Origin of the sequence: Gordonia asplenii (assembly GCF_012933505.1) — a bacterium.
Classification (GTDB): domain Bacteria; phylum Actinomycetota; class Actinomycetes; order Mycobacteriales; family Mycobacteriaceae; genus Gordonia; species Gordonia asplenii.
Genome location: NZ_JABBNB010000002.1, coordinates 150,315 through 174,487 on the forward strand (window position 1 = coordinate 150,315; position 24,173 = coordinate 174,487).

Below are 24,173 nucleotides of genomic sequence, written 5' to 3' on the forward strand. Positions count from 1 at the left end.
GTCAGTGTTCCTTTCGGTGTTGGGCGTTTCGACTCGGACGATGTCGCGTCTTCGTGACCGACAATTCGGACGCGAACTGTGTGACGTTGTCGGGCAACAACATTCGGGCGTGGCTGCAGTCCACCCGGATATCGGCTACCCGGCCGGTGATGCGGTCGACCCAGTCCTGGCGTGCTTGCCGATCGCGGGCCGGGCCGCCGGTCGCGCTCACGAAGACGGCGTCGCCGACGAAGGTGCGCGGCTGCCACGACGCGGCCAGTCCGCCGGCGGCGGTGAAGGCCGCGTGGATCGCGGACAGATCCTCGGGTGAGAGGTCGGTGAGCGGGCCGTCACCGTCGGCGACGGCGGCCAACGCGGTCGCGAGATCCGGCTCACCGGTCATCGCCGAGGTGTCGACTCCCAACTCGCCCAACAGTTCTCGGATCGATTCGGTGTGGTCGAGGTCGGGATGGTCGGCGAGGACGAACGAGTCCAGCAGAATCAGCTTGCCGACGTCGTCGCCGGTGCGCTGCAGTCGCACCGCCATCTCCTGGGCGATCAGCCCGCCGAGCGACCAGCCGAGCAGGTGGTATGGCCCGCGGGGCACCACCTCGCGGATCCGTGCGACGTAGTCGGCGGCCAGTGCACCGACGTCGGTCGCCGGCGCCGCGCCGCTGAGTACGGGGTTCTGCAGACCGTACACGGTCCGCTCGGCGTCGACGTGTGGCAGCAGGCTGGTGAAACTCCACGCCAGCCCGATCGCCGGGTGGACGACGATCAGCGGCGGGTTGTCCGCCGACGCCGGCGCGGTTCCCGCGCGCAAGGTGAGCAGTGGTGCCAGCGCGGGGGAGGTGCGGGTACCGGCGTCGGCGTCGAACGCCGCGGCGAGTTCGGCCGGGGTGGGAGCGGCGAACACGTCGGGTACCGTCACCTCGCAGCCCTGCTCGCGCAGCCGCGTCACGACCGTCGTCGCCAGCAGGGAGTCACCGCCGATGTCGAAGAAGTTGTCGTCGGCGCCGACGGAGCCGGCACCGAGGACATCGGCGAAGACCTGCGCGACCTGTGCTTCGGCGGACGACCGTGCTTCCCGGCCGCTCACCCGTGCCGGGGCGGGCAGCGCGGCGCGGTCGACCTTGCCGACGGCCGTCATCGGCACGTGGTCGACCGCGGTGATCGTCGCGGGAACCATATGCCGCGGCAGGGTGCGCGCCAGGGCGCGTCGCAGCTGCGCGGTGTCGAGCCCGGCGTCGTCGACGGTCACGTAGCTGTGCAACACCGTGGATCCCGACGTCGTGTCGGTGATCGTCACCGCCGAACGGACATCCGGGAGTGCACTCAGGGCGTTGTCGATTTCGCTGAGCTCCACCCGGAAGCCGCGCACCTGCACCTGGTTGTCGGCGCGGTCGACGTAGTCGAGCGTGCCAGTAGGTGTCCAGCGGACGCGGTCGCCGGTGCGATACATCCGCTGACCCGCGAACTGCCCGCCGAGCGTCATCGGTGCCGCAACGAACCTGGCGGCGGTGAGCGACGCGCGACCGTGATAGCCGCGCGTGACTTGACCGCCCAGCAGATACAAGTCGCCGACGACGCCGGTGGGCACCGCATGCAGCCGCTCGTCGAGGACCACGACTCCCACGCCGAGGTGCGGACGTCCGATCGTGACGTGATCGTCGACGCTCAGCGGCGCGGATTCGGTTGTGATGACGGTGGTCTCGGTCGGGCCGTACACGTTGCGCAGGTTGCGTCCCGGCGCCCAGCGTCGCACGAGGTCGGGGGAGACGGCCTCGCCGCCGACCGCCAGCGTGGTCAGTTCGGGCACCTCGTCGGGGGTCATGCTGGCCACCGCGGCCGGCGTGATGAACGCGTGCGACACGTGATGGCGGCTCAGGAAGCCGGCCAGATCGGCGCCGCCGAAGATCGTCGTCGGCGCGACCACGAGCGTCGCCGAACCGGCGGCGGCCAGCAGGAACTCCAGCACCGATGCGTCGAAACTCGGCGAGGCGAAATGCAGGACCCGCGCGTCGGGCGTGGGGGCCATCGCGTCGTCGAGCGCGTCGTGCACCGCCCCCAGTCCGCTGTGCGGCACGAGCACTCCCTTCGGGGTGCCCGTCGAACCGGACGTGTAGATGATGTAGGCCAGCTGATCCGGGTGGATGGCCCAGCCGCGTTCGGCGGCAGTCACCGGTGCCGTCGACATCGTCGAAAGTTGTTCTGCGACAGCCGGATCATCAAGCTCGACGGCGGTCAGCCCGCTCGCGCAGGCTGGGGCGTGCTGGCCGTCGGTGATGATCATCGTCGCGCCGGAGTCGCCGATCATGTGCTCGATCCGCTGGGCCGGGTAGGTCGGGTCGACCGGCACGTAGGCTGCGCCGGACCGCACGATCGCCCAGATCGCCACGATCGCGTCGATCGAACGCGACATCGCCATCGCCACAACCGTTTCCGGGTGGCGTGCGGCGCCGCGCGCGATCAGCAGCCGGGCGAGTTGATTGCTCCGCTCGGCGAGCTCCCGGTAGGTGAGGGTGACTGCGCACCCCGAAGCGGACTGGCCGACGACGGCGAGGCCCGACGGGTTGCGTCGCACCGCGTCGTCGAGGAGATCGGCGAAGGTGCGCGGCGCGGCGGCGGGTGGGCCGGTCACCGGGCACAGTGCGTCGACTTCGAGGGGATCGGTGATCCGGATGTCGCCGACGGCCCGCTGCGGATCTGCGGTGAGGGCGCGCACGACCCGCAGCAGCCGGACCCCGAAGAGTTCGGCACTCTCGCCCAGGTAGCGCCGGCGCGCGTAGGTCATCGACAACGTGGGCCGCGGAGCCGCGCCGCTCATCCCGGTGACCGTGAACTGTAGATCGAATTTCGATGTCGGCGAATCGATTTCGGAGATCTCCCCGGCGAGGTCGTCGACGATCCGCAGCTGCTGCCCGGTGATCGAGTCCGCGTAGTCGTGCACCGACAACGCCACCTGGAACAACGGATGCCGACCGGGCAGGCGCGGCGGATTGACACGGGCGATCACGTCGTCGAATGGGGCGTCGAGGTGCTCCCAGGTGTCCAGATCGGCGTCGCGCACCGCGTCGAGCAGGCTCTGCGCGGTCGCCGCCGGATCGACGGCGGTGCGCAGGGCTACCGTGTTGACGAACATTCCGACGATTCCGCGGTAGTCCTCGCCGGCCGCCGACCGATTGGCCACCGGGGACCCGACGACGATGTCGTGTCCGACGCCGAGCCGATGCAGGAGGATCACCAGTGCCGTGTGCAGCACGGTGAACACCGAGGTGGTGTTGTCGCGGGCGAACTCTGCCACCGCGTCGCGCAGATCGGGGTCGATGGGTAGCGATAGGGTCGCGCCGCCGGGTTGGTCGCATATTCCGTGGTCGGCGTCCGGACTGGTCTGCGCCGGTGCGCCGCGGAGCCGATCGGTGAAGAAGCGCAGGTCGTCATCGGCGCAGCGGTCATGCGACCGTACGGCGTAGTCGCGGTAGTCGATGCGGGCCGGTTGCCAGCCTCGTGTCCGCCCGCCGACGCGTTCGCGGTAGGCGGCGATGAGGTCGGCGACGACGATCGGCATCGACGCTCCGTCGGCCGCGATGTGATGCACCACCAGCACGACGGTGTGCGCGGTCCCGACCGAGGTGAGCCCCACCCGCAGCGGGGCGTCGGTGCGCAGGTCGAATGGCGTCACGGCGAGCGACTTGATCAGCGTCTCGGGGTCGTCGGTGGTCGGCGACAACTTGCCGACGACGTCGCCGGCATCGTCGAGTACCTCGCCGATCGGGCCGTCGGGCGTCTGCGGATACACCGTCCGCAGCACCGCGTGGCGCGTGACGACGTCACCGAACGCTCCGCGCAGCGCGTCGACGTCGAGGTCGCCGGTCAAGTCCAGCCGCACGCCGATCGCGTAATCCACCGAGTCGGGCATGCTCCGCTGCAGCGACCAGAGTCGTTTCTGCATGGGGGCCAACGGAATTCGCGTCGGTCGCGCCACGGTTTCGTCGGCGTCGACGACGGGTGCGTTCGACGACGCCTCGTCGACGTCGAGCAGTCGGGCCAGCTGCGCGACGACGGGGTTGTCGAAGACGTCGCGTACCCGGATCGGTTCGCCGCGGTGCACCTGGTTGATGCGGCTGACCAGGGTGGTCGCCTGCAGCGAGGTGCCGCCGGCGTCGAAGAAGTCGTCGTCGGCGCCGACGGTGCGGCCCAGCGCGTCGCCGAGCAGTTCGGTGAGAATCTTCTCGGCCGGTGTCGCCGGTTCCCGGGCCGGCGTCGATTCGACGGGTGTGGGAGCGGGCAGTGCGGCCCGATCGATCTTGCCGTTGACCGTCGTCGGCAGGGCGTCGAGGACGGTGATCGCCGACGGAACCATGTGACGGGGAAGGCGTCTCGCGACATGTTCGGCGAGACCCGATGATCCGCTTGCCCGCAGTGTCACATAGGACACGAGTCGTGCGGTGTCGCCGGCGCCGTCGACGAGCGTGACCGACGCCGTGACGTCGGAGTGCGACGTCAGCGCGGCGTCGACCTCGTCGAGTTCGATGCGGAATCCGCGCACCTTGACCTGACGGTCGCTGCGACCGTGATAGGTGAGCACTCCGTCGACGTCCATCGACGCGACGTCGCCGGTGCGATACATGCGCGCGCCGGCGGGGAGGCCCGGCAGGTCGGGTGCCGCCACGAACCTGCCGGCGGTGAGCGCTGCCCTGCCGAGGTAGCCGCGTGCCAGCCCGGGGCCGATCAGATAGAGGTCGCCGGGGGTGTGCGGGGGCAGAATGCGCAACTGCCGATCCAGGACGACGGCCCGGCAGTCGTCGACCGGGGTGCCGATGGTGATCGGCTCGCCGGGCGTCAACTCCGACATGGTGGCCACGATGGTGGTCTCGGTCGGTCCGTAGCAATTGAGGAACCTGCGTCCCGGCCGGCTCCACCTGGTCACCAGGTCGGTGCTGAAGGATTCGCCGCCGACGGCCAGGCAGCGCAGATCCGGCAGGTCGCGCGGCTGTGCCGGCGCCAGGGCGGCGGGCGTCACGAACGCGTGGGTCACCGCCTGCGTGGCCAGGATGTCGACGAGTTCGTCGCCGCCGTAGACGCTCGGCGCGGCGACGATCATCGTCGCTCCGGCGTCGACGGCGAGCAGCAGTTCGAGCATCGCGGCGTCGAAGCTGGGAGACGCGAAATGCAGGGTCCGATCCTCGCCGGTGACGCCGTAGCGCCGGGTCTGGGACCGGGCGAATGCGGCGAGACCGCGGTGCGTGACCGATACGCCCTTCGGGGTTCCGGTGGTCCCCGAGGTGTAGATCACGTAGGCGCAGCTGTCTGCTCGGCGTTCGCGCGGCGACTGCGCTGTGGACCGCTGATCGGTCAGGTCGTCGGTCGTCAGCCACCAGATGCCGCGCGGTACGGAGTCGAATTTCTCGCGCGAGGTGATGCCGAGTACCGCGCCCGAGTCGGCGATCATGTGGGCCACCCGCTGCTCGGGATAGCGCTGGTCGATGGGCAGGATCGCGGCACCCGCTTTGGTGACGGCCCACACGGCCAGTACCGACTCGATGGACCGGTCGAGCGCGACCGCCACCACGTCGTCGGCGCCGACGCCGAACGACGTCAGTACCCGCGACCAGGCGTCGGACAGTTCGCCCGCGGCACGATAGGACAGGGTTCGGGATCCGTCGTCGAGGGCGGGTGCGTCGCCGCGGCGGGCGACGGCGTCGTCGATCAGATCGGCGAGGTGGCGCGGCGGGATGCGGTCCGTGGTGGACACCGGTGCCGGGGCGCCGGGCAATGCGACGGAGTAGTCGCCCACCCGCCGAGCCGGGTCGGCGGCGACGCCACCGATCAGCGTGACGAAGCGCTGCGCGACGTCGGTGATCCGGGCATGGCTGAAAAGTGCTGTGTCGTAAGTGAATCGGGCGATGCCGGCGCGGATACGAACTTCCAGATCGAACCGCGAGCTGCCGGTCTCGACCTCGGCCGCCGACACCTGCAGGCCGTCGAAGGCGTCCGTGAGCCGCTTCGCGTCGAACAGCGCGTCGTCGACGGTGAGCACGATCTGGAACAGCGGGTGACGTCCGCTGCGTGCCGGGCCGACGGCGGCGACGAGTTGTTCGAAGGGCATGTCCGCATGGGAGAGGGCGTCGACGTCGGCGCGGCGGACGTCGGCGAGGAGATCGGCGAACGTCGCGTCGGAACGGACCGCGACCCGCAACGGCACGGAGTTGACGAACATGCCGACCAGATCGGCGAGTCGTGGGTCGGCGCGACCGGCGACCGGGGTGCCGATGACGATATCGCTTGTGCCCGAACCGATGTGGACGTCCGCGTCGGCGTGCATCCGATGCAACAGCACCGCCAGCACCGCGTGTGCGGTCATGAAAGCCGTTGCGCCGGAACCGTTCTGTGCGATCACCGCCTCGTGGAGAGCATCGCCGATCTCGACGTCGACGAATCCGGTGACGTCGTCGTCAGACGGTGCGGTGGTGACATCGGCTGCCAGTGCCGGACCGCCGTCGACGTCGGCGAGTGTGCCGCGCCACCACTGGGACAGTTCGTCGATCCGGCTGACCGCATCGTCGGACACCTGATCGGCGGTGCGCAGCGACTCCGACTGCCAGCGCAGGTAGTCGCGATAGGTCACCGGCAACGGCCGATCGTCGGGCGTGCGGCCCGCGTGCAGGTCGGCGTAGGCGCCGGCGATGTCGCGGGCCAGCGGGGTCAGCGACGCGCCGTCGGCCGCGATGTGATGGATCACGACGGTGAGGCGGTGCACGTCGTCGGCGCCGTCGAGGCGGTGCAGTGCAACCCGTATCGGTGCGTCGGTCGTCAAGTCGAACGGTGCGCGAGCCAGCGCACGCGACCGCTGCTGCCACGTCGGCTCGTCGACGACCTCGGCGTGCAGCCGGCCCACCACGGCGTGGGCGGGCCGAACATCCAGAACAGGGCGGCCGTCGGAAGCCGGATAGATCGTGCGCAACGGTTCGTGGCGGTCGACGGCGTGGCGCAGGGCCGCCCCGAGCGCGTCGACGTCGAGGTCACCGCCGAGTTCGAGGGCGAATGCGATGTTGTAGGACCCGCCCGCGTCGGCCGAGTCGTTCGGCCCGTCGAATTGGTTGAGGAACCACAGCTGTTGCTGAGCGGGTCCCGGCTCCACGTGTGCGTCGGGGTCGTGGGTCAACGGCACCGGAGCGGGCCCGGCGTCGGCGTCGGCGGGAGTGGCTCCGATCAGGCGGGCGATCGCCCAGACCCGCGCATCGTCGAAGAGCGCCCGGACCGGGACGCGCACCGACGCCTGTAATTCGAGTCCGGCGGCGAGCCGGGTCGCCAGCAGTGAGTTTCCACCGTTCTCGAAGAAGTCGTGCTCCCGGCCGACGGTGCCGACGTCGAGCCCGAGCACGTCGGCGACCATCGCTGCGACGGTGCGCTCGGCGTCGGTGCGGGGCGCGACGTAGTCGACGACGGGCAGTTCGGGGCTCGGCAGCGCCCGCAGATCCACCTTGCCGATCGGCGTGGTGGGGATCCGATCGAGTGCGACCACGGTGGAGGGCACCATGTGTTTGGGCAGCCGATCGGCCAGGCGGTCACGCAGCTCGCCGACGTCGCCCGCGCACAGCCCGGGCCCGGCGACGTAGGAGACCAGGCGGGCGTCCTCGCCCTCCCCGGTCACGACGGTGACGGCGTCGCGTACCTCGTCGACGGCGACGAGGGCGGCATCGATCTCGCCGAGTTCGATGCGGTGGCCGCGTACCTTCGTCTGATGGTCGGCTCGGCCGCGGAACTCCAGCGTGTGATCCGAGCGCCATCGGACCAGGTCACCGGTGCGATACATCCGCTCGCCCGGTTCGGCGTAGGGGTTGGCCACGAATCGTTTCGACGTCAGCGGACGCACTCCGTGGTATCCGCGTGCCAGGTGGGTTCCGCAGAGATACAACTCGCCGACGGTACCGGGTGCAACGGGACGCAGCAGCTCGTCGAGGACCAGTGCGGCGACACCGCGGATCGGGCGGCCGATCGTCACCGCGTCGGTGGGGGAGATGTCGTGGCTCATCGTTGCGACGACGGTGGCCTCGGTGGGTCCGTATGCGTTGAACAGATGTTTGCCCGCCGACCACCGCCGCACCGATTCGACGTTGGGATGTTCGCCGCCGATGACCAGCGTGTCGAGGTCGGGAAGATCGTCGGGGGACATCGTCGACAGCAGTGACGGCGTCAGGAACGCATGTGTCACGCGGGCATCGGCCATCACCTCCGCCAATTCTCGGCCGCCGACGATGCCGGGCGGCACGATGTGCATCGACGCCGCCGCGCTGACCGCCATCAGCGTCTCGAGCACCGATGCGTCGAAACTCGGCGAGGCGAGGTGCAGCGTGCGGCTCGACGGGGTCAGGCCCAGCCGCGACACCTGCTCGGCGGCGAAGTCGCCGAGCCCGCGGTGGCTGACCACCACGCCCTTCGGAACGCCGGTCGTGCCGGAGGTGTAGATGAGGTAGGCGGGCTGGTCGACGGCCGTCGGGGCGCGACGCTCATCGTCGGATATCCTTGTGTCCGAGCGGGATTCGCAGTCCGAGCGAGTCTGCGGATCGTCCAGATCGATGAACGTGACACCGTCGATCGAGGGCGCCTGCCCGCCGGCGGTGACCAGCAACCGGGCCCCCGAGTCGGCCAGCATGAACGCCGTGCGTGCTGCCGGATAGGCGGGGTCGATGGGCACCCAGGCCGCTCCGGTGCGCACCACCGCCCACACGGCCACCACCCAGTCGATGCCGCGCGGCAACGACAGCGCGACGAAGTCTTCCGGACCCGCGCCCGCGTCGATCAGCAACCGGGCCAAGCGATTCGACGCCGCGTCCAATTCGCGATACGACATCGCGGCACCGTCGGCGGCGTGCGTGACGGCCGTTCGCTCCGGCTCGCTGGTGACCGCGGCGGTCAGCAGTCGGGACAGGTGCTCGGCGCGGCGGGATCCGGTGCCGGTCGCGGGCACGAGGTCGAAACGTTCCGACGGTGCCAGGATGCAGGTGTCGCCGACACTGGTGGCCGGATCGTCGACGACCGTGTGCAGCAGCCGGATTAGTCGATCCGCCATCGCGGCGACGGTGTCTCGGTCGAAGAGCGCTGTGGCATAGGAGATCTCGACGACGGAGTCACTCGCGTCGCCGCGGTCGGTGAAGGTGAACTCCAGGTCGAATTTGGCTGTCTGCGTATCGACGCGGGCGGTCGTGGCCGACAGACCCGCGAAGTCGAGGTCGACCTGCGAGGTGCCTTCGACCGCCACGGACACGTCGAAATACGGTTGACCGCTGCTGCTGCGCGGCGGGTTGAGCTCGGTGACCAGACGATCGAACGGTACGTCGGCGTGGTCGAAGGCGGCCAGATCAGCGTCGCGGACGACGTCGAGCAGGGCGGCGAACGACGACTGCTTGTCCACCGATGTCCGCAGCACCAGGGTGTTGACGAACATGCCGACGAGGTCGTCGAGGTCGCTGTCGCCGCGCCCGGACACCGGGGTGCCGACGACGATGTCGTCGGATCCCGACATGCCGCGCAGCAGCGCCGCGACCGCGGCGTGGCACACCATGAACATGGTGACCGAGTGATCGGCCGCCAGTTCGGCGAGTGCGGAGCGCGTGCGCTGATCGATCTGCGCGCGCACCGTCGCGCCGCGTCGCTCGGCGAGTCCCGTCGGCGCCCGGTCGTACGGGAGGTCGGAGTCGACCGGGGCTCCGGCGAGTGCTCGCCGCCAGAAGTCGATCTGCTCGTCTGCACTCGACGCGGGAGCGTCGAGCCAGGCGCCACGGTCGGCGCTGATCTGGCGGTAGGTGGTCGGCAGCGCCGCGAACTCGGGTGCGCGGCGCTCGAGCCGGGACCGGTAGGCGGTCGCGAAGTCGTGTGCGAACGGCACCAGCGACCAGCCGTCGGCAGCGATGTGGTGTACCACCACCGCAAGAGTGTGGTCGTGGCTGCTGTGCCGGATCAACCGGGCGCGGATGGGCAACTCGACGGAGAGATCGAACGGTTGTGCCGCGAAATCGCGGATGCCGGCGGAATCGGCGGGGGTCGCGGTGATCGTGGGGACGTCGACGAGGTGGTCGTCGGCTGCCACGACATGTTGGCAGGCTTGTCCGCCGTCGTCGACGACCGTCGTCCGCAACGGCTCGTGACGGGCGACGACGTCGGCGAGGGCCGACCGCAGCGCCTCGACGTCGAGGTCGCCGACGAGCCGGACGGTGAACGGCATGTTGTAGGCGCCGGCCGCGTCGGGATCGAGCTGCCCGGCCAGCCAGAGCCGATGTTGTGCGGGGGACAGCGGTACCGGACCGTCGATGGATACGTGGGGCAGCGCGAGACCGCCCGCTCTCGGCGCGGTGGCAGAAGAGGATGCTTGGGCCGCGCGGACCGCTTCGGCGATGTCGGACAGGTCGGCGCTGTCGAATATCGTGCGTAGGCCGATCTGGACGCCGGTCGCGGCGCGCAGCCGCGCGGCGATCCGTGTCGCCGACAGCGAGTTGCCGCCCGATTCGAACACGCCCGCGGTCATCGAGACCGATTCCACACCGAGCACCGTGCACACGACGTCGTGCACGAGTGTTTCGAGTTCGCTTGCCGGCGAACGATTCTCGGCGCCGCCGAGATCCGGGGTCGGCAACGCCCGACGATCCAGTTTGCCGTTGGCCGTCGTCGGCAGGCTGTCGCAGATCAGCACGACGGCGGGCACCATGTGATCGGGCAGCAGGGCGGTCAGCTCGGTGCGCAGATTCCGGCCGGCGAGCCCGTCGCCCGCGACGTAGCCGACGACGACGGCGTCGGCGGCCAGATCCTCGCGCAGCACGACGGCAGCGGCACGCACGCCGGCCAGGGTGGTCAGCGCCGCCTCGATCTCGCCGAGTTCCACCCGCTGTCCGCGGATCTTCACCTGGGAATCGCTGCGGCCCAGGTACTCCAACTCGCCGTCGGGGCGGCGTCGGGCCAGATCACCGGTCCGGTAGAGGCGTTCGCCGGTGCCGAAGGGATCCGCCACGAAGCGACCGGCCGTCAGGTCGGCCCGGCTGCGGTAGCCGCGCGCCAGCTGAACGCCGCCAAGGTAGAGGTCGCCGACCGCGCCGTCGGGCATCGGCACCAGCCGGCGGTCGAGGACGTGCACCGTCGTGTTCCAGACCGGGCGGCCGATGGGAATCGCGGAACCCGTTGCCGCGCAATGATTGTGGTAGGTGACGTCGATGGCCGCCTCGGTGGGGCCGTACAGGTTGTGAATCGGGGCCGCGGTGATCTCGGCGGTCGCCGCGACCGTGCGCTCGGTGAGCGCTTCGCCACTGGTGAAGATCATCCGCAGGCTCGACAACGCCGAGCGTGCGTCGGTGTCGGAACCGAGGACGTCGGCGAAGGTGGACAGCATCGACGGCACGAAATGTGTTGCGGTCACCTGCTGCTCGGCGATGATCCGGCGCAGATACCACGGGTCGCGGTGCCCGCCGGGTCGTGCGACGACCAGTGCCGCGCCGCTGATCAGCGGCCAGAAGTACTCCCACACCGAGACGTCGAAGGTGCACGGCGTCTTGAGCAGCACCCGGTCCGACGGCGTCAGGTCGTAGGTGTGTTGCATCCATCGCAACCGGTTCACGATGGACCGATGGCTGATCAGCACGCCCTTCGGGGCTCCCGTCGATCCAGACGTGAACAGCAGGTAGGCGCCGTTGTCGGGTCGCGGCGACGCTTCGGGTGCGGCTGAGCGGGTGTCGCTCAGGGCGCCGATCGCGGCGGTGGGCACCGGGAGTTCTCGCGTGGCGTCGTCGGCGGTGATGACCAGTGCCGGTGTGGCGGTGCCCAGGATGTGGGCCAGGCGCTCGTCCGGTTCGGTCTCCTCGAGCGGCACGAACACCGCACCGCGGGCGATGATCGCGTGCAGGGCGACGACCTGCTCGACGCTGCGTGGAAGCATCACGCCGACAACGGTTTCCGGACCGACTCCACGCTGCGCCAAGGCGTCGGCGACGTCGGCGACGCGGGCCCGGAACTCGCCGTAGGACAGCGTCGTTCCGTCGGGATCGATGACGGCGGGCTGCGGCCCGAATCGATCCGCTGCGGCGGTGAGCAACTCGGTGAGCGTGGTGTCGCCGATGTCGACGATGTCACCGGCGGAGCGTTCGGTCATCGACGCGGTCTCGGCGTCGGACACCAGGCGCACGTCGAGGGCGGGCGTCGTGCCGGCGGCGGCGACGAAGCGGGTGAGGAAGTCGAGCAGGCGCCCGTGGTGTGCGGCGACCTCGTCAGCGTCGTACACGTTGGGGTTGGCTTCCAGGTCGAGCCGCATGTCGCCGGTCATGCAGTCGTAGACGTTGACCGAGGCGTCCTCGACGGGCCCGGTGGACAGGATGTTGAGCGCTCCTGGCAAGGAGCCGAAGTCGATGTGCTCGAAGAACAACATCACGTTGACCATCGGGCCGAAGAATCCCCGCCGCCCGTTCGCCGCGCCCAAGACCTCGCGGGTGATGTCCTCGTGGCGGAAACGCTGGTGACGCAACGCCTCCTTGATCTCTCCGTTCATCTCCCGCACCAGCTCGCCGAGCTGCTGGTCGGCGCGGATGCGGCTGCGGATCGGGATGACATTCGACGTCAGACCGGCGCTGGTGCGCAGTATCGCGGTGTCCCGGACCGCGACGGGCAGGCTGATCATGGCCTCGTCGGTGTTGTTGTGGCGAGCCAGGTACAGGGCGACCGCCGCGGTGAGCACCGACGCCGGGCGGACCCCGAGGTCGTCGGCCAGCGCGCGGACGCCGTCGGCGACGGCAGCGGGAAGCGTCGTCGAGCGGGTGAGGGCGACCGGTGCCGCGGCGTCGGAGCGGGCGGAGAACGACGTGGCCTGCGGCTCGTCGGCCAGGTGCGCGCGCCAGTGGTCGCGGTCGTCGGCGAACCGTTGTGAGCGGCGGTAGTCGTCGTCGATCGCGGCGATCTGTGCCATTCCCGCGACGTCGACGTCGGGAACGTCGTGGCCGGTGGTGAAGGCGGTGTAGCGCTGGGCGACCCGGACCATCATGAACATGGCCGCGTAGCCGTCGAAGGCGAGATGGTGACCCCAGCAGTACCAGATGCTCCGTCCCGCGCCGAGATGCAGCAGATAGGTGGCCAGCAGCGGGTCGTCGAACAGGTCGACGGTGCGCGAACGATGCTCGTCCATCCACCGCGACGCCGCGGCGCGGGGGTCGTTCTCGTCGGAGAAGTCGCGGTGGCCCAGTCGGATCCGACTGTCGACGTCGACGACGACCCGCGGTTCGGCCTCGTCGTCGGCGGCGCGGACGAGCCGGATGAGAGCTGCCTCGGTCTCCACGGAAGTGTCGGCGACAGCGCGCCCGAGCACGTCGGCGTCGATGTCGCCGTGGAACTCCACGAACGCCGCGACCGACATCGGCACCCCGGGGTCGATCTGTTGCGCGTAGAAGATCCCCCGTTGCGCCGCGGTCATCGGCAGAGTGCGGGCCTCGTCGTTGGATTGTTCGTCCCTCACGCGATCCTCCTTGTGTTCGGCCGGTACACAAGTGCTTCGCGTGGGAGTTGGGTTCGGATGGGTCCGATTTCAAGAAAATTGCATGTTCGCAGGTCAGCGACGGTTTATTCGGTCGACGTCATACAACTCTTTAAGTGCGACACACCGCTAGTGACTGCTAACTGCCTTCCGACGTCCCACCACCAGATAGACCACCGGCAGCACCCCCGCCGAGTTCACCAGTGCGAGTCCGGTGCCCCACAGCCACTTCGGGCCGTTGACCTCCTCGCCGCGACGGCTGGCCAGATCGGCGCCGGCCCAGGCGCGCAACCCAGCGTCGACCGCCGCGGCGGCCACAATGGACCCGCGGGCGGTGGGGGAGAGATCTTTCCAACTCTTACGTGCCATGACACTCCTCGTCGATTCGAATCACCGCGAATTCAAACGGCCCGCCACCCTCCCGAAACGGGTTGGCGACGGGCCGAAATGACCTGTTGAATCTACACCGGTTTGACGATGTCGACCTTCTCCTGCCACTTGTCAGTGGTCAACGAGATGTCTCCGTTGTCTGTCGTGATGCTCAGCTGGACAAGGTTGTTCGGAGCCGCCTCGGCGATCCACACCGTTGCCGGATGCTCGCCCTTGAGCTGCCCGGGACCACGCGTCGGGAAGATCGAGTCGAAGTCGGTGGAATTGAGCATTCCGGTGATCTTCACCGCCTTCACGCCGTTCTTGGTCTCGGTTCCGGCGATCTTCGGGTCGGTCATCTTGGCCAGAACATTGCCGATGCCCTTGTTCTGGTCGAGGACCACCGACGGGTCGTACGACTTCGCGCCGCCACCGGTGATGTCACCGGCCTCTTCCCAGTTGGCACCGGCCTTCTTGGTGTAGAGCTTTCCGCCGACGATGACGAAGTCGATCGCCTCGTACTGATCCTTGATGCGGAATTTGCCGGAGCCCTTGGCCGCGGGGGACGGCTTGGTGATGACGGTGCCGTCGAGTTCCTGGACGGGCAGGCCCTGAACCTTGGGATCGACAGTGAGCTTGAGGTGCACCGCCTCGGTGAGCTGTGTGGTCTTCGACGCCTGGTCGAGCAGGCTCCGGGCATCAGTGGTCGACACTGACGGCGGGGTTCCCGAACGAGTGGTGTCCGAAGTGGCGGGAGCCGAAGACGGCGCGCCGGTCGAATCGGTCTTATCGGCCGTCGAACAGCCGGTCAAAACCGCTGCAGCAACAGCTGCAGCCGCGACGGTCGGGACCGCCATGCGCTTGAGTCGAGCCTTGATTGATGATTCAGCAGGTGTCACGCGTCGGTACACTACCCCAGGAAGGGGCGGTTATGGCCTAGGCTTGAGCAGGTTGTGGATAGATACGTCAACCGAATGATGCCTGTTGATAAGGCTAATTCGGGTGAATGAGCTCCCGAGCGGGGTAGTCGATGATGGGTGCAGTGAGGCGTCGATCGCCGGCCCTCGCCGAGCACGGAGGAATCGGATAATGACAACGGATGACGCGGTCGCCGAACCGTCGGACACGACGTCGGACACGGACCGTCCAGATCCCGATCTCGGTCGTAAGCCCGGGCCGGGCGGTGGGCCGCAACTGTCGAATGTATGGGTTTACAACGGTCGGGCCTATGACCTGACGGACTGGATCTCCAAGCATCCCGGCGGCGAATTCTTCATCGGGCGGACCAAGAACCGCGACATCACGTCGATCATCGGGTCGTATCACCGCGATCCCGCCCGGATCGAACGGATGCTGGAGCGCTTCGCCCTGCATCGCGACGCCGTGATCGAGGACGTGCACCCCAAGGCCAATGCCCCCGACTTCCTGTTCAAGGAGGGCTTCGACAGCTGGCGGGACACGCCGCACTATGATTTCAGCCGCAAAGACGATCTGCTGCACGCGGTGAAGAGTCGACTCGCGCAACCGGAAATGGTCGCGAAGGTCAAGCGAATGGATCGCATCTTCGACGCCGTGGCGCTCACCTTGTTCATCGCCTACTTCGCGGTGCAGGGACTTCGGTTGTTCGACACCTCATGGATGCCGCTGCCCGCATTCGTGTTGCTGATGGTGTTGTTACGCAGCTCACTCGCCGGTGTCGGGCATTACGCCATTCACCGTGCGCAGAAGGGCTGGAACAAGATATTCGTCAATGCCTTCGATATGAATTACGTCGCATTGTCGTTCGTCACCGCCGACGGTCACGCGCTGCTGCATCACCCGCATACGCAAAGCGATGTGGACATCAAGAAGAATGTGTTCACCTTCATGATGGATCTCCCGCGACTGTGGCGGATCCCGATTCACACGCTGCACAAGCTCGGCCACACCGTCACCGGTATGATCATTCGGCTGCTGGAGATCTGCAAACTCACCCGCCAGGTCGGCATCGCCGACATGTACGGTTCGTGGAAGGGGGGCCTGCCGCACTTCATCGGAGCGTTCGGGATGCGGTTCCTGCTCCTCGGTGAGATGATCGTTTTCATTGTGGCCGGGGACTTTTGGGCGTGGTTGCTGCAGTTCGTCGCGACCATGTGGGTGTCCACCTTCCTGGTGGTCGCCAGCCACGACTTCGAGTTGGAGACCGAGGAGATCGAATCCGACACCGACGACTGGGCGGTCAACCAGGTCGAGCAGGCCTACGACCTCAAGGTCATCGGAAACCGCTATGTCGACTGCTTCCTGTCCGCGGGACTCAGTTCGCATCGCGTGCACCACGTCGTCCCGTATCAGCGCAGCGGATTCTCCAATATCGCGTCGGAGAATGTGCTGCGGGAGGAAGCGGCGAAATTCGGCGTCGAATGGCTGCCGCCGAAGAGTTTCTTCACCGATCGGTTCCCGAAACAGGTGAATACCTATCTGATCGCCAAGTCACGGCCGGCGCAGGATAATCAGTGGGGATTCTTCCGTGAGCACTTCTCGCCGTCGGCGCTGAAGACATGTGGCGAATACACGATCAAGGGATTCACCGGTATCGGCACGGTGTGATTCATCCGATTCATCCGATTGGCCGACAAGACGGCTCATTCGCGGAATCGACATAGCTTGTCAGCGCCCCGCGGCCCGGCGGATCATTGACCTACCAACAAACGTGAGAGAGGACGACGCCATGGCGCAGCATTTCCGCCCGGACGCGACATTCGCCGGCCACACCGAAGCACCCGGTGGTCCGCTCGGAACGCTCCCGGTTCAATCGGCCCCGCTCGCTACGCTGCCGACGCCGATCGACCAGCCCGACGAGTTCGCCACGATGCCCGCCCCGCCGACGACGGTCGCGGTCATCGAGTCCATCGCCACCGGCGCACCGACGACGATCTACTCGCAGGCCGCCGCGGCCGACAGGGTCGCCGCATTGTTCGACGACCCCGCCCAGCAGGCGCGGATCCCGCGGATCTACGCCAAGACCCGCATCACCACGCGGCACCTGGCGATCGACCCGCTGGATCCGGAGTTCCTGGAGTACAGCCGTAAACCCGCCACCATCCGCGAGCGGATGAACCGTTACTACGAGCTGGCGGTCCCGATCGCCGTCGACGTCGCCCGACGGGCCGTCGCCGGCCTCGACGATCCCGCCGCTGACATCGGTCTGCTGATCTTCGTCACCAGCACCGGATTCATCGCCCCCGGCGTCGACGTCGCGGTGATCAAGCAGCTGGGTCTGGCCCCGACCGTCGGGCGTGTCGTCGTCAACTTCATGGGCTGCGCCGCCGCCGTCAACGGAATCCGCACGGCCACCGACTACGTGCGTTCGCACCCCGACCGCAAGGCATTGGTCATCTGCCTCGAGCTCAGCTCGGTCAATGCGGCCTTCGGGGACAACGTCGTCGACGTCATCACCCACAGCCTCTTCGGCGACGGCTGCGGCGCGGTCGTCGTCGGAGCCAGCGAGGTGGGTCATCACCTGCCCGTCGGCCAGGTGGTCATCCGATCGACGTTCAGCCATCTCCTTGACGACGCCGAGGACGGAATCGTCTTGGGCGTCAACGACAACGGCATCACCTGTGAACTGGCCGAGGAACTTCCGCAGTACATCGTCGACGGCGTCGGGCCGGCCGTCGACGCCGAGTTGCACGCGCACGGCATGGTGCGCGACGACGTCGAGCTGTGGGCGATCCATCCCGGTGGACCCGCGATCCTGGAGTCATCGGCGCGGTCGTTGAATCTGGCTCTGGAACGGGCGCGGCCCAGCTGGGACGTGCTCGCCGAGTACGGCAACATGCTCAGCGTCTCGTTGATCTTCGTTCTGCAGCAGATGGTCGCCGAGAGTTGCTCCGACAGCCCGGACGCAGGTGAGCGCCCGGTGGCCCCGGGCGTCGCATTCTCCTTCGCCCCGGGCGTGACGCTCGAGGGCATGATCTTCGACATCATCCGCCGATAGTGGCTTGCGAAAGGTCACCCCTATGAAGCTGATTCGCTTTCTATTCTCCGTCTCCTGGTTCGGCATTCTGTCGGCGGTGACGATGGGCCTCATCGGCGGCGCGGCCAATGCGTATCTGGTGACCCAGATCAACGCCGTGATCGGGCCGGACGGCGGCGCGGGGACGTGGGAGAAGTTCGCGCTCACCGCGGCGGTGGTGATCGTCGCCGGCCTGGCGTCGCAGATCCTGCTGATCCGGCTGGCCCAAGACGCCATCTACCAGCTGCGAGCCAAGCTCAGCGCCGGTGTGGTCTCGGCGCCGCTGGAACATCTCGAACGCCTTGGCACGCACCGCCTGCTGGCTACGCTCACCGAGGACGTGCGGTCGTTGTCGATGGCGGTCAGCGCCATCCCGAGCATGTGCGTCGACGCCGCCACGATCATCGGCTGCCTGGTGTTCCTCGCGGTTCTGTCCGGGCCGTTGTTCGCCATCACCGTCGGGTCGACGCTCATCGCGATCGGGTGCGTGGAGACGGTGCTGAAATACGTTCGCTCCCTGTTCCATTCGGTGCGCGAACACGAAGACGACCTGATCAACTCGTTCCACTCGGTGAGCGTCGGCATCAAGGAGCTCAAGCTGCACCGCGGCCGGCGTCGTGACTTCATGGACGACAAGCTGCTCGGTACCGCAGAACAGTTGCGGCGCAAGAACATCGACGCCGGATCGAAGTTCGCGATCGGGCAGAGCCTGGGCATGGTGCTGCAGTTGGCGACGATGGCGGCGATCCTGTTCGGCGTCGCCGTCGCGTTGGAGATGCCGCAGGAGACGTTGGTCGGCTACGTGATCGTCACGACCTTCCTGGCCATGCCGATGCAGAACTTCATGCACCGCATCCCCGACCTGTTGCGCGGCGACGTCGCGCTGAAGAAGATCCAGTCGCTGGAACTGTCGATGGAGGCACTGCACGACGAGGAGGCGCTGCCCTACGTCGAGCGGCCGGTCGTCGAATCCGCTCGGCTGGAGCTGGCCGGACTCACCTACACCTACCTCACCGAGCAGGCGCCGACCGGACCTCCCCCGCCCGGGGGCGACCCGATGGGGCCCATGGGACCGATGGGGCCGCCACCGCAGGGCAACGCCCACCCCGACGTGAACGGCTCCGACGGCGGGCGGGGTGAGAGTGTTCCCGACGGCCGACTGCCGCAGCGGCCAGGCGGTGCCCCCGCCGGGCGTGGACGTGGCGGGCGTGGTGGTCGTGGCGGCCGCCCGGGCGGTCCGCCGCCGGGACGTCAGGGCCCGCCGCCGCCCGATGGCCGGGGACCGGGCGGACCGCACCTCGGCGGACCGCCGCCCGGACACGGTTTCCATCTGGGGCCGATCGACGCGGTGTTCGAGCCGGGCGCCGTCACGTTCATCGTCGGCGGCAACGGCAGCGGAAAGTCGACGCTGGCCAAGCTGCTCACCGGACTCTATGTGCCGCAGGACGGTTCGATCAGCCTCAACGGCGAGCGCATCGACCACGACAACATCGAATGGTTCCGGCAGAACTCGGCGGCGATCTTCACCGACTTCCACCTGTTCGACGACTACCTCGGGTTCGACCGCCCCGACCTCGACGACGAGGTGCGCCGCTACCTGCGGATGTTGAAGATCGACGACAAGGTGAGCGTGCAGAACGGACACCTGTCGACGGTCGCGCTCAGCCAGGGGCAGCGCAAGCGGCTGGCGCTGGTGACCGCGCTGTTGGAGGACCGTCCGATCTATCTGTTCGACGAGTGGGCGGCCGACCAGGAACCGCAGTTCCGCGACACCTTCTACCGCGAGATCCTCACCGACCTCGCCGCTCGCGGCAAGACCGTGATCGTGATCACCCACGACGACCGCTACTTCGATCTCGCCGACCGGCTGATCAAGCTGGAGGTCGGCGAGGTGGTCGAGGAGTCGGGCGTGCAGGTGTAAGCAGGACTATCTCGAATGACGGGTCCCGGCCGGGTCGGCCGGGACCCGTCTGTGTTTGCGCCCGGGGCATGCGATGCGTACCGAAACTAGTCAGTCCAAACTGATCAGTCTAGACTTACTATTATGGCTGATTCCCACTCGTCGCCGCTGGCCGTCGCCGCCGAACTGCGCGTGGTCTTCTCCCGTCTTCGACGCCGCTTCCGCGACGTCGCACAGGTGGACGAGCTGACGCCCACGCAGACCGCGGTGTTGTCCAGGCTCTCGCGTGCGGATCTGTCGTCGAGCCAGCTCGCCGCGGCCGAACGTGTCCGGCCGCAGTCGATGGCGACGACGGTGGGAGTCCTCGTCGAGCGTGGCTTCGTCGAACGCACCCCGGATCCGGCCGACGGGCGGCGACTGGTGCTGTCGTTGTCGTCGGCTGGGCGTCGCATGGTCGAGGGGACCCGTCGGGACCGGGACGAATGGTTGGCCCGGGCGATCGCCGAGCGGTTCACCGACGACGAGCGGGCCACCCTCGTCGCCGCACTGCCGTTGATGGCGCGGCTGGCCGAATGATCACGCGCCCGCTGTCGCGTCGCCGCCCCGATCGCCCGGCGTCGCCGGAGGTCTTCGATCGGCGTCTGCTCACGCCGATGTTGGCGGCGACGGTCCTCAATCCGATCAACTCGGCGATCATCGCGGTCTCGTTGATTCCGATCGCCCGCGCGTTCGGCGTCCCGTTGGCGCACGCGCAGTGGCTGGTGTCGGGGTTGTACCTGGCCACGGCGGTGGGGCAGCCGGTGGTCGGGCGGATCGTCGATCTGTTCGGGCCGCGCAAACCCTATCTGGTGCTGACCGGGCTCGTCGGCGTCGCAGGCGTGCTCGGCATGCTCGCGCCGAATCTGGATGTGCTGATCGCGGCCCGCATCCTGCTCGGCGTCGGTACGTGCGCGGGCTTTCCGGTGTCGATGTACCTGATCCGATCCGAAGCTCGCCGGACCGGCAAAGACAGTCCGGCGGTCGTGTTGACGGCGCTGTCGGTGTGCGCCCAGGCCGTCGCGGCGCTGGGTCCGTCGCTCGGTGGCGGGTTGATACTGCTGGGCGGCTGGCGGGCGAGTTTCGCCGTCAACATTCCGCTGGCCCTGTTCTGTCTGTATTTCGGCGCCCGGCGGCTGCCGACGGTACGCGGCGACGCGACTATCCGCGCGATCGACTGGCCCGGCGTCGTGCTGTTCGGCGGCGCACTGTCGGCGGCACTGTTGTATCTGATGAATCCGCAACTGTCGCAGGCATACCTACTCGCCGTCGCGGTAGTTCTCGCGGTCGTGCTGGTCGTCGTCGAACGTCGCCGCGACGACCCCTTCCTGGACCTGCGGGTGCTCTCGGGCAATCGGCCGTTGATGGCTACCTATACGCGAAACATGGTGGCGTACATCGTCAGCTACAGCTTCCTGTACGGGCTCGCGCAGTGGATGCAGGACGGCCGGGGCCTGTCGCCGTCGGCGGCGGGGCTGCTCCAACTGCCGCTCGCGACGGCGTCGATCGTCGTGGCGTCACTCACCGGACGGTCGCCGCGCATCTGGGGCAAGCTCGTAGTCGGGGCGGCGTTTCAGGTGATCGCCGCCGGTCTGCTGTTGACCCTGCATTCGGCGAGCGGTGTGGGGTTGCTCGTCGTCGTCGCGGTATGCGCGGGAATTCCGCAGGGGCTCAACGGACTAGGCAATCAGAACGCCGTCTACAGCCAGGCCGATCCGGCCCGCATCGCGGCGTCGGCCGGTCTGCTGCGAACGTCGATGTACGTCGGCGCGATGACGTCGTCGGTGGTGCTCGCGCAGGTCTTCGGCGCAGACGCGACAACCGGCGGCCTGCATCGGCTCGCGTACGTGCTGCTCGTCGTCGCGGGGCTCGGCGTGCTGATGGTCGTCGGCGATCGCTCGCTGCGGCGGATCGGATCCGGTTAGCCTGCCCGGCCGAGCGTCGCCAGGATCCGGGCCGGATCGGGAAAATCGGGAAAATAGCTGGTCAGCAAGGGCAAAGTGCCCTCGGAGGCCCGATATTCGGACGATTTTCTCCCAGTCGGCAACAACACCAACCCTCGCCAATCGCCTCAGGCCGTCCGGCTGAGCGCTGCCCGCTCGACGGTCAGCAGACTCTCCGAATGATGAAGTGCCTCATAGGCTTTCGCTCCGCCGCGGACGCCGAAGAGGTGTTTGCTCCAGATCAGCCATACCACTGCGGCGACGTTCACGATCAGCAGGCAGATGCGTAGGATGGTCACCTTCTCGACGATCTCGTAGACCTCCAGCGGAATGAACAGGCTGGTCACCACCACCGCGAAGTATTCGCCCCAGCGCTTCATCAGCCACAGGCCGGTCGCCTCGATGAACTGGGAGACCGCGTAGGCCAGGATCAGCGCGGCGACGATCGTCAGGGTCGACGTCGACAAGGTGAACGATTTCTCGATGTATCCCACGAACTTCGAATCGTCGATGTTCCAGCCGAGTTGGTCGGCGATCGGGCGCAGCAGCGGCATCTCGGCGTCGAACTTCGCTCGGAACGCTCCCTGGCTGGTACGGAATTTGAAGACCACGAAGGCGGCGAACAGAAGGAAGAGCCCGCGGATCGCCCGTTCGCAGGCGAGCAGCCGCATGATCACACGATCGCGCAGCATCGCGCCGCGCGGCACTTCGGGAGCGTGGTCGGCGGGTCCGCTGCCGTGCGGGTCGCCGACGACGAAGGTTCCGCAGCGCAGACAGCGCCAGGCACGGCCGGCCGCGGTGTCGACGGTCAGCCGGGCACGCAGGTCGTCTTCGTCGGGGGCGTAGGTGAAATGACCGTGCGAAGAGCACGCACGCAGAGACCAGTCCATGGACAAGACGGTAGACCCTCACGTCCGCGCCGGCAGGCCCAATACGATTGTCGAATGACCTCTGACGACCCTCGGGTGATCGGCGCGCTGTGGGGCGTCGACGATGCCGCGCTCTTCGGCTCGCAACTACGTGATGCGTTGCGGGAGCAGGGAGTTCGGCGACTGCAGATCAACATGTCCGACGACGCCGTGGGCGCGGCGATGCGCATCGGCCACTACGCCGAGCCGATCGAGGCGGTGGTGTTCTGCGACGGCGGCGCGGCGTCGAACATCGTCGAATCGCTGTGTACCGTCGCCTCCGACGTCGCGGCGTGGGAAGCGGAAGTTCGCAAACCGCTCGACCCCGACCTGCCCACCGGAGTCCGCGTCGACGCGCTGTCGAATGTCGCGTTTCTGCGACGCCCCGCGGAACTCGAATACGCTCAGTGGCGTCGACGCTGGCTCGACGAACACACGCAGGTCGCCATCGACACCCAGTCGACGTTCGGCTACTACCAAAACATCGTGGTGAAACCGTTGACGGACAACGCAATCGGCGTCGACGCCGTCGTCGAGGAACTGTTTCCGATGGCCGCGATAGGCGATCTGCACGCCTTCTACGGCAGCGGCGGCGACAAAGCGCTGCTGCAGCAACGCCTCGCGGCGATGATGGCCAGCGTCGGGCGGATGGGCGCCGACCGCGACCTCGACCTGGTCCCGACGTCGCGTTACGACTTCCCGCTCGGCGAATGAGCGCGACCCTCGCCACCGACCTGGAATCGGCTGCGACGGCGGTCCATCACCTGGGCGAGGTGATCGGGACGGTCGCGTTCGCGGCGTCGGGGGCGTTGACCGCGGTGCGCCGCAACCTCGACATCGTCGGGATGGTGGTGCTGGCGAGTGCGACGGCGCTGGGCGGCGGCATCATCCGCGACGTGATGATCGGGCAGTTCCCGCCGACCGCGTTCACCAATCTGACCTTCCTGATCGCCGCGACGGTGACCGCGCTGATCATCTTCGTCAAACACCCGGCGCGGATTCTCACCGGTTGGTCGCTGGAGTTCACCGACGCCGTGGGGCTGGGCCTGTTCTGCGTGACCGGAACCGTCGTCGCCTACGACGGTGGGTTGGGCGCGCCGACCGCGGCGCTGCTCGGCGTCACCACCGGGATCGGCGGCGGCGTGGTGCGCGACGTGCTGTCGGGGGAGGTGCCCACCGTGCTGCGCCCCGACTCGCTGTATGCGATTCCCGCGACGGTCGGGGCGGTGGCGACCGCGATCCTGCTCAACTTCGGGTTGTACAACGCCTGGGTGGGGTTGATCTGCGCCGCGGTCACGACGTCGGTGCGGCTGCTCGCCGTGCGGTACGGCTGGCGCGGGCCGCTGCCGCACTACGTTCGGCGGCAACGGCCGGGGGAGTGATCAGCCGTGGCCTCGCGTCGCCCTTTGCCGGCTTGGCCCTGCCCACCGCTCGCCGAGTAGATCAAGCGAGCTTGCGAGCTTGATCGTATCGAGGTGCGGCGAGGTGCCTCGTCTACTCCCGCACCGGGAGGACGGTCGGGAGTGTTTTTGGCTGCGTT

11 protein-coding genes are annotated in these 24,173 nt (G+C 68.0%); 7 read left to right on the forward strand and 4 right to left on the reverse strand.

Going from position 1 to position 24,173, the window contains the following annotated elements; all coding sequences use genetic code 11:
* Window position 1 precedes the first annotated feature (1 nt).
* The 3 genes from HH308_RS02730 to HH308_RS02740 all read right to left on the reverse strand — a co-directional run bounded on the left by HH308_RS02730 (window position 2) and on the right by HH308_RS02740 (window position 14,565).
* Entirely contained in the window at window positions 2-13,423 is a 13,422-nt protein-coding gene (locus tag HH308_RS02730) for a non-ribosomal peptide synthetase (protein ID WP_170192757.1), read from the reverse strand.
* A 189-nt stretch (window positions 13,424-13,612) separates the two neighbouring features.
* The gene (locus tag HH308_RS02735; protein ID WP_170192642.1) at window positions 13,613-13,852 is read right to left on the reverse strand and encodes a DUF5652 family protein; all 240 of its coding nucleotides are present in this window, start codon (window positions 13,850-13,852) and stop codon (window positions 13,613-13,615) included.
* Between the two features lie 92 nt (window positions 13,853-13,944).
* On the reverse strand, window positions 13,945-14,565 hold the full coding sequence (locus HH308_RS02740; RefSeq protein WP_170192643.1) for an LppX_LprAFG lipoprotein: 621 nt from the start codon (window positions 14,563-14,565) through the stop codon (window positions 13,945-13,947).
* A gap of 376 nt (window positions 14,566-14,941) precedes the next feature.
* Between HH308_RS02740 and HH308_RS02745 the strand changes: the two genes are divergently transcribed.
* The 5 genes from HH308_RS02745 (at window position 14,942) to HH308_RS02765 (ending at window position 21,707) form a co-directional block, all read left to right on the forward strand.
* Window positions 14,942-16,438: a fatty acid desaturase gene (locus tag HH308_RS02745; RefSeq protein WP_170192644.1), complete on the forward strand. Its 1,497-nt coding sequence runs from the start codon at window positions 14,942-14,944 to the stop codon at window positions 16,436-16,438.
* A gap of 262 nt (window positions 16,439-16,700) precedes the next feature.
* Window positions 16,701-17,828: a type III polyketide synthase gene (locus tag HH308_RS02750; protein ID WP_246284186.1), complete on the forward strand. Its 1,128-nt coding sequence runs from the start codon at window positions 16,701-16,703 to the stop codon at window positions 17,826-17,828.
* Window positions 17,829-17,850: 22 nt separating this feature from the next.
* On the forward strand, window positions 17,851-19,767 hold the full coding sequence (locus tag HH308_RS02755; protein WP_170192646.1) for an ATP-binding cassette domain-containing protein: 1,917 nt from the start codon (window positions 17,851-17,853) through the stop codon (window positions 19,765-19,767).
* A gap of 123 nt (window positions 19,768-19,890) precedes the next feature.
* On the forward strand, window positions 19,891-20,322 hold the full coding sequence (locus HH308_RS02760; protein WP_170192647.1) for a MarR family winged helix-turn-helix transcriptional regulator: 432 nt from the start codon (window positions 19,891-19,893) through the stop codon (window positions 20,320-20,322).
* On the forward strand, window positions 20,319-21,707 hold the full coding sequence (locus HH308_RS02765; RefSeq protein WP_170192648.1) for an MFS transporter: 1,389 nt from the start codon (window positions 20,319-20,321) through the stop codon (window positions 21,705-21,707). Before HH308_RS02760 ends, HH308_RS02765 begins: the two co-directional genes overlap by 4 nt.
* 146 nt (window positions 21,708-21,853) lie before the next feature.
* Here the strand turns inward: HH308_RS02765 and HH308_RS02770 are convergent, their stop codons facing one another.
* Window positions 21,854-22,615 carry a DUF2127 domain-containing protein gene (locus tag HH308_RS02770; protein ID WP_170192649.1) on the reverse strand — a complete coding sequence of 254 codons (762 nt, stop codon included), beginning with the start codon at window positions 22,613-22,615 and terminating at the stop codon, window positions 21,854-21,856.
* A gap of 54 nt (window positions 22,616-22,669) precedes the next feature.
* Between HH308_RS02770 and HH308_RS02775 the strand changes: the two genes are divergently transcribed.
* The gene (locus tag HH308_RS02775; RefSeq protein WP_170192650.1) at window positions 22,670-23,347 is read left to right on the forward strand and encodes an EthD domain-containing protein; all 678 of its coding nucleotides are present in this window, start codon (window positions 22,670-22,672) and stop codon (window positions 23,345-23,347) included.
* The gene (locus HH308_RS02780; protein WP_170192651.1) at window positions 23,344-24,015 is read left to right on the forward strand and encodes a trimeric intracellular cation channel family protein; all 672 of its coding nucleotides are present in this window, start codon (window positions 23,344-23,346) and stop codon (window positions 24,013-24,015) included. Before HH308_RS02775 ends, HH308_RS02780 begins: the two co-directional genes overlap by 4 nt.
* Window positions 24,016-24,173 lie beyond the last annotated feature (158 nt).

Bases quoted from the DNA above. Each gene is read 5' to 3' on its own strand.
- HH308_RS02730 (WP_170192757.1), bottom strand. From the start codon at position 13,423: ATGACCGCGGCGCAACGGGGGATCTTCTACGCGCAACAGATCGACCCC.
- HH308_RS02735 (WP_170192642.1), bottom strand. From the start codon at position 13,852: ATGGCACGTAAGAGTTGGAAAGATCTCTCCCCCACCGCCCGCGGGTCC.
- HH308_RS02745 (WP_170192644.1), top strand. From the start codon at position 14,942: ATGACAACGGATGACGCGGTCGCCGAACCGTCGGACACGACGTCGGAC.
- HH308_RS02750 (WP_246284186.1), top strand. From the start codon at position 16,701: ATGCCCGCCCCGCCGACGACGGTCGCGGTCATCGAGTCCATCGCCACC.
- HH308_RS02755 (WP_170192646.1), top strand. From the start codon at position 17,851: ATGAAGCTGATTCGCTTTCTATTCTCCGTCTCCTGGTTCGGCATTCTG.
- HH308_RS02760 (WP_170192647.1), top strand. From the start codon at position 19,891: ATGGCTGATTCCCACTCGTCGCCGCTGGCCGTCGCCGCCGAACTGCGC.
- HH308_RS02765 (WP_170192648.1), top strand. From the start codon at position 20,319: ATGATCACGCGCCCGCTGTCGCGTCGCCGCCCCGATCGCCCGGCGTCG.
- HH308_RS02770 (WP_170192649.1), bottom strand. From the start codon at position 22,615: ATGGACTGGTCTCTGCGTGCGTGCTCTTCGCACGGTCATTTCACCTAC.
- HH308_RS02775 (WP_170192650.1), top strand. From the start codon at position 22,670: ATGACCTCTGACGACCCTCGGGTGATCGGCGCGCTGTGGGGCGTCGAC.
- HH308_RS02780 (WP_170192651.1), top strand. From the start codon at position 23,344: ATGAGCGCGACCCTCGCCACCGACCTGGAATCGGCTGCGACGGCGGTC.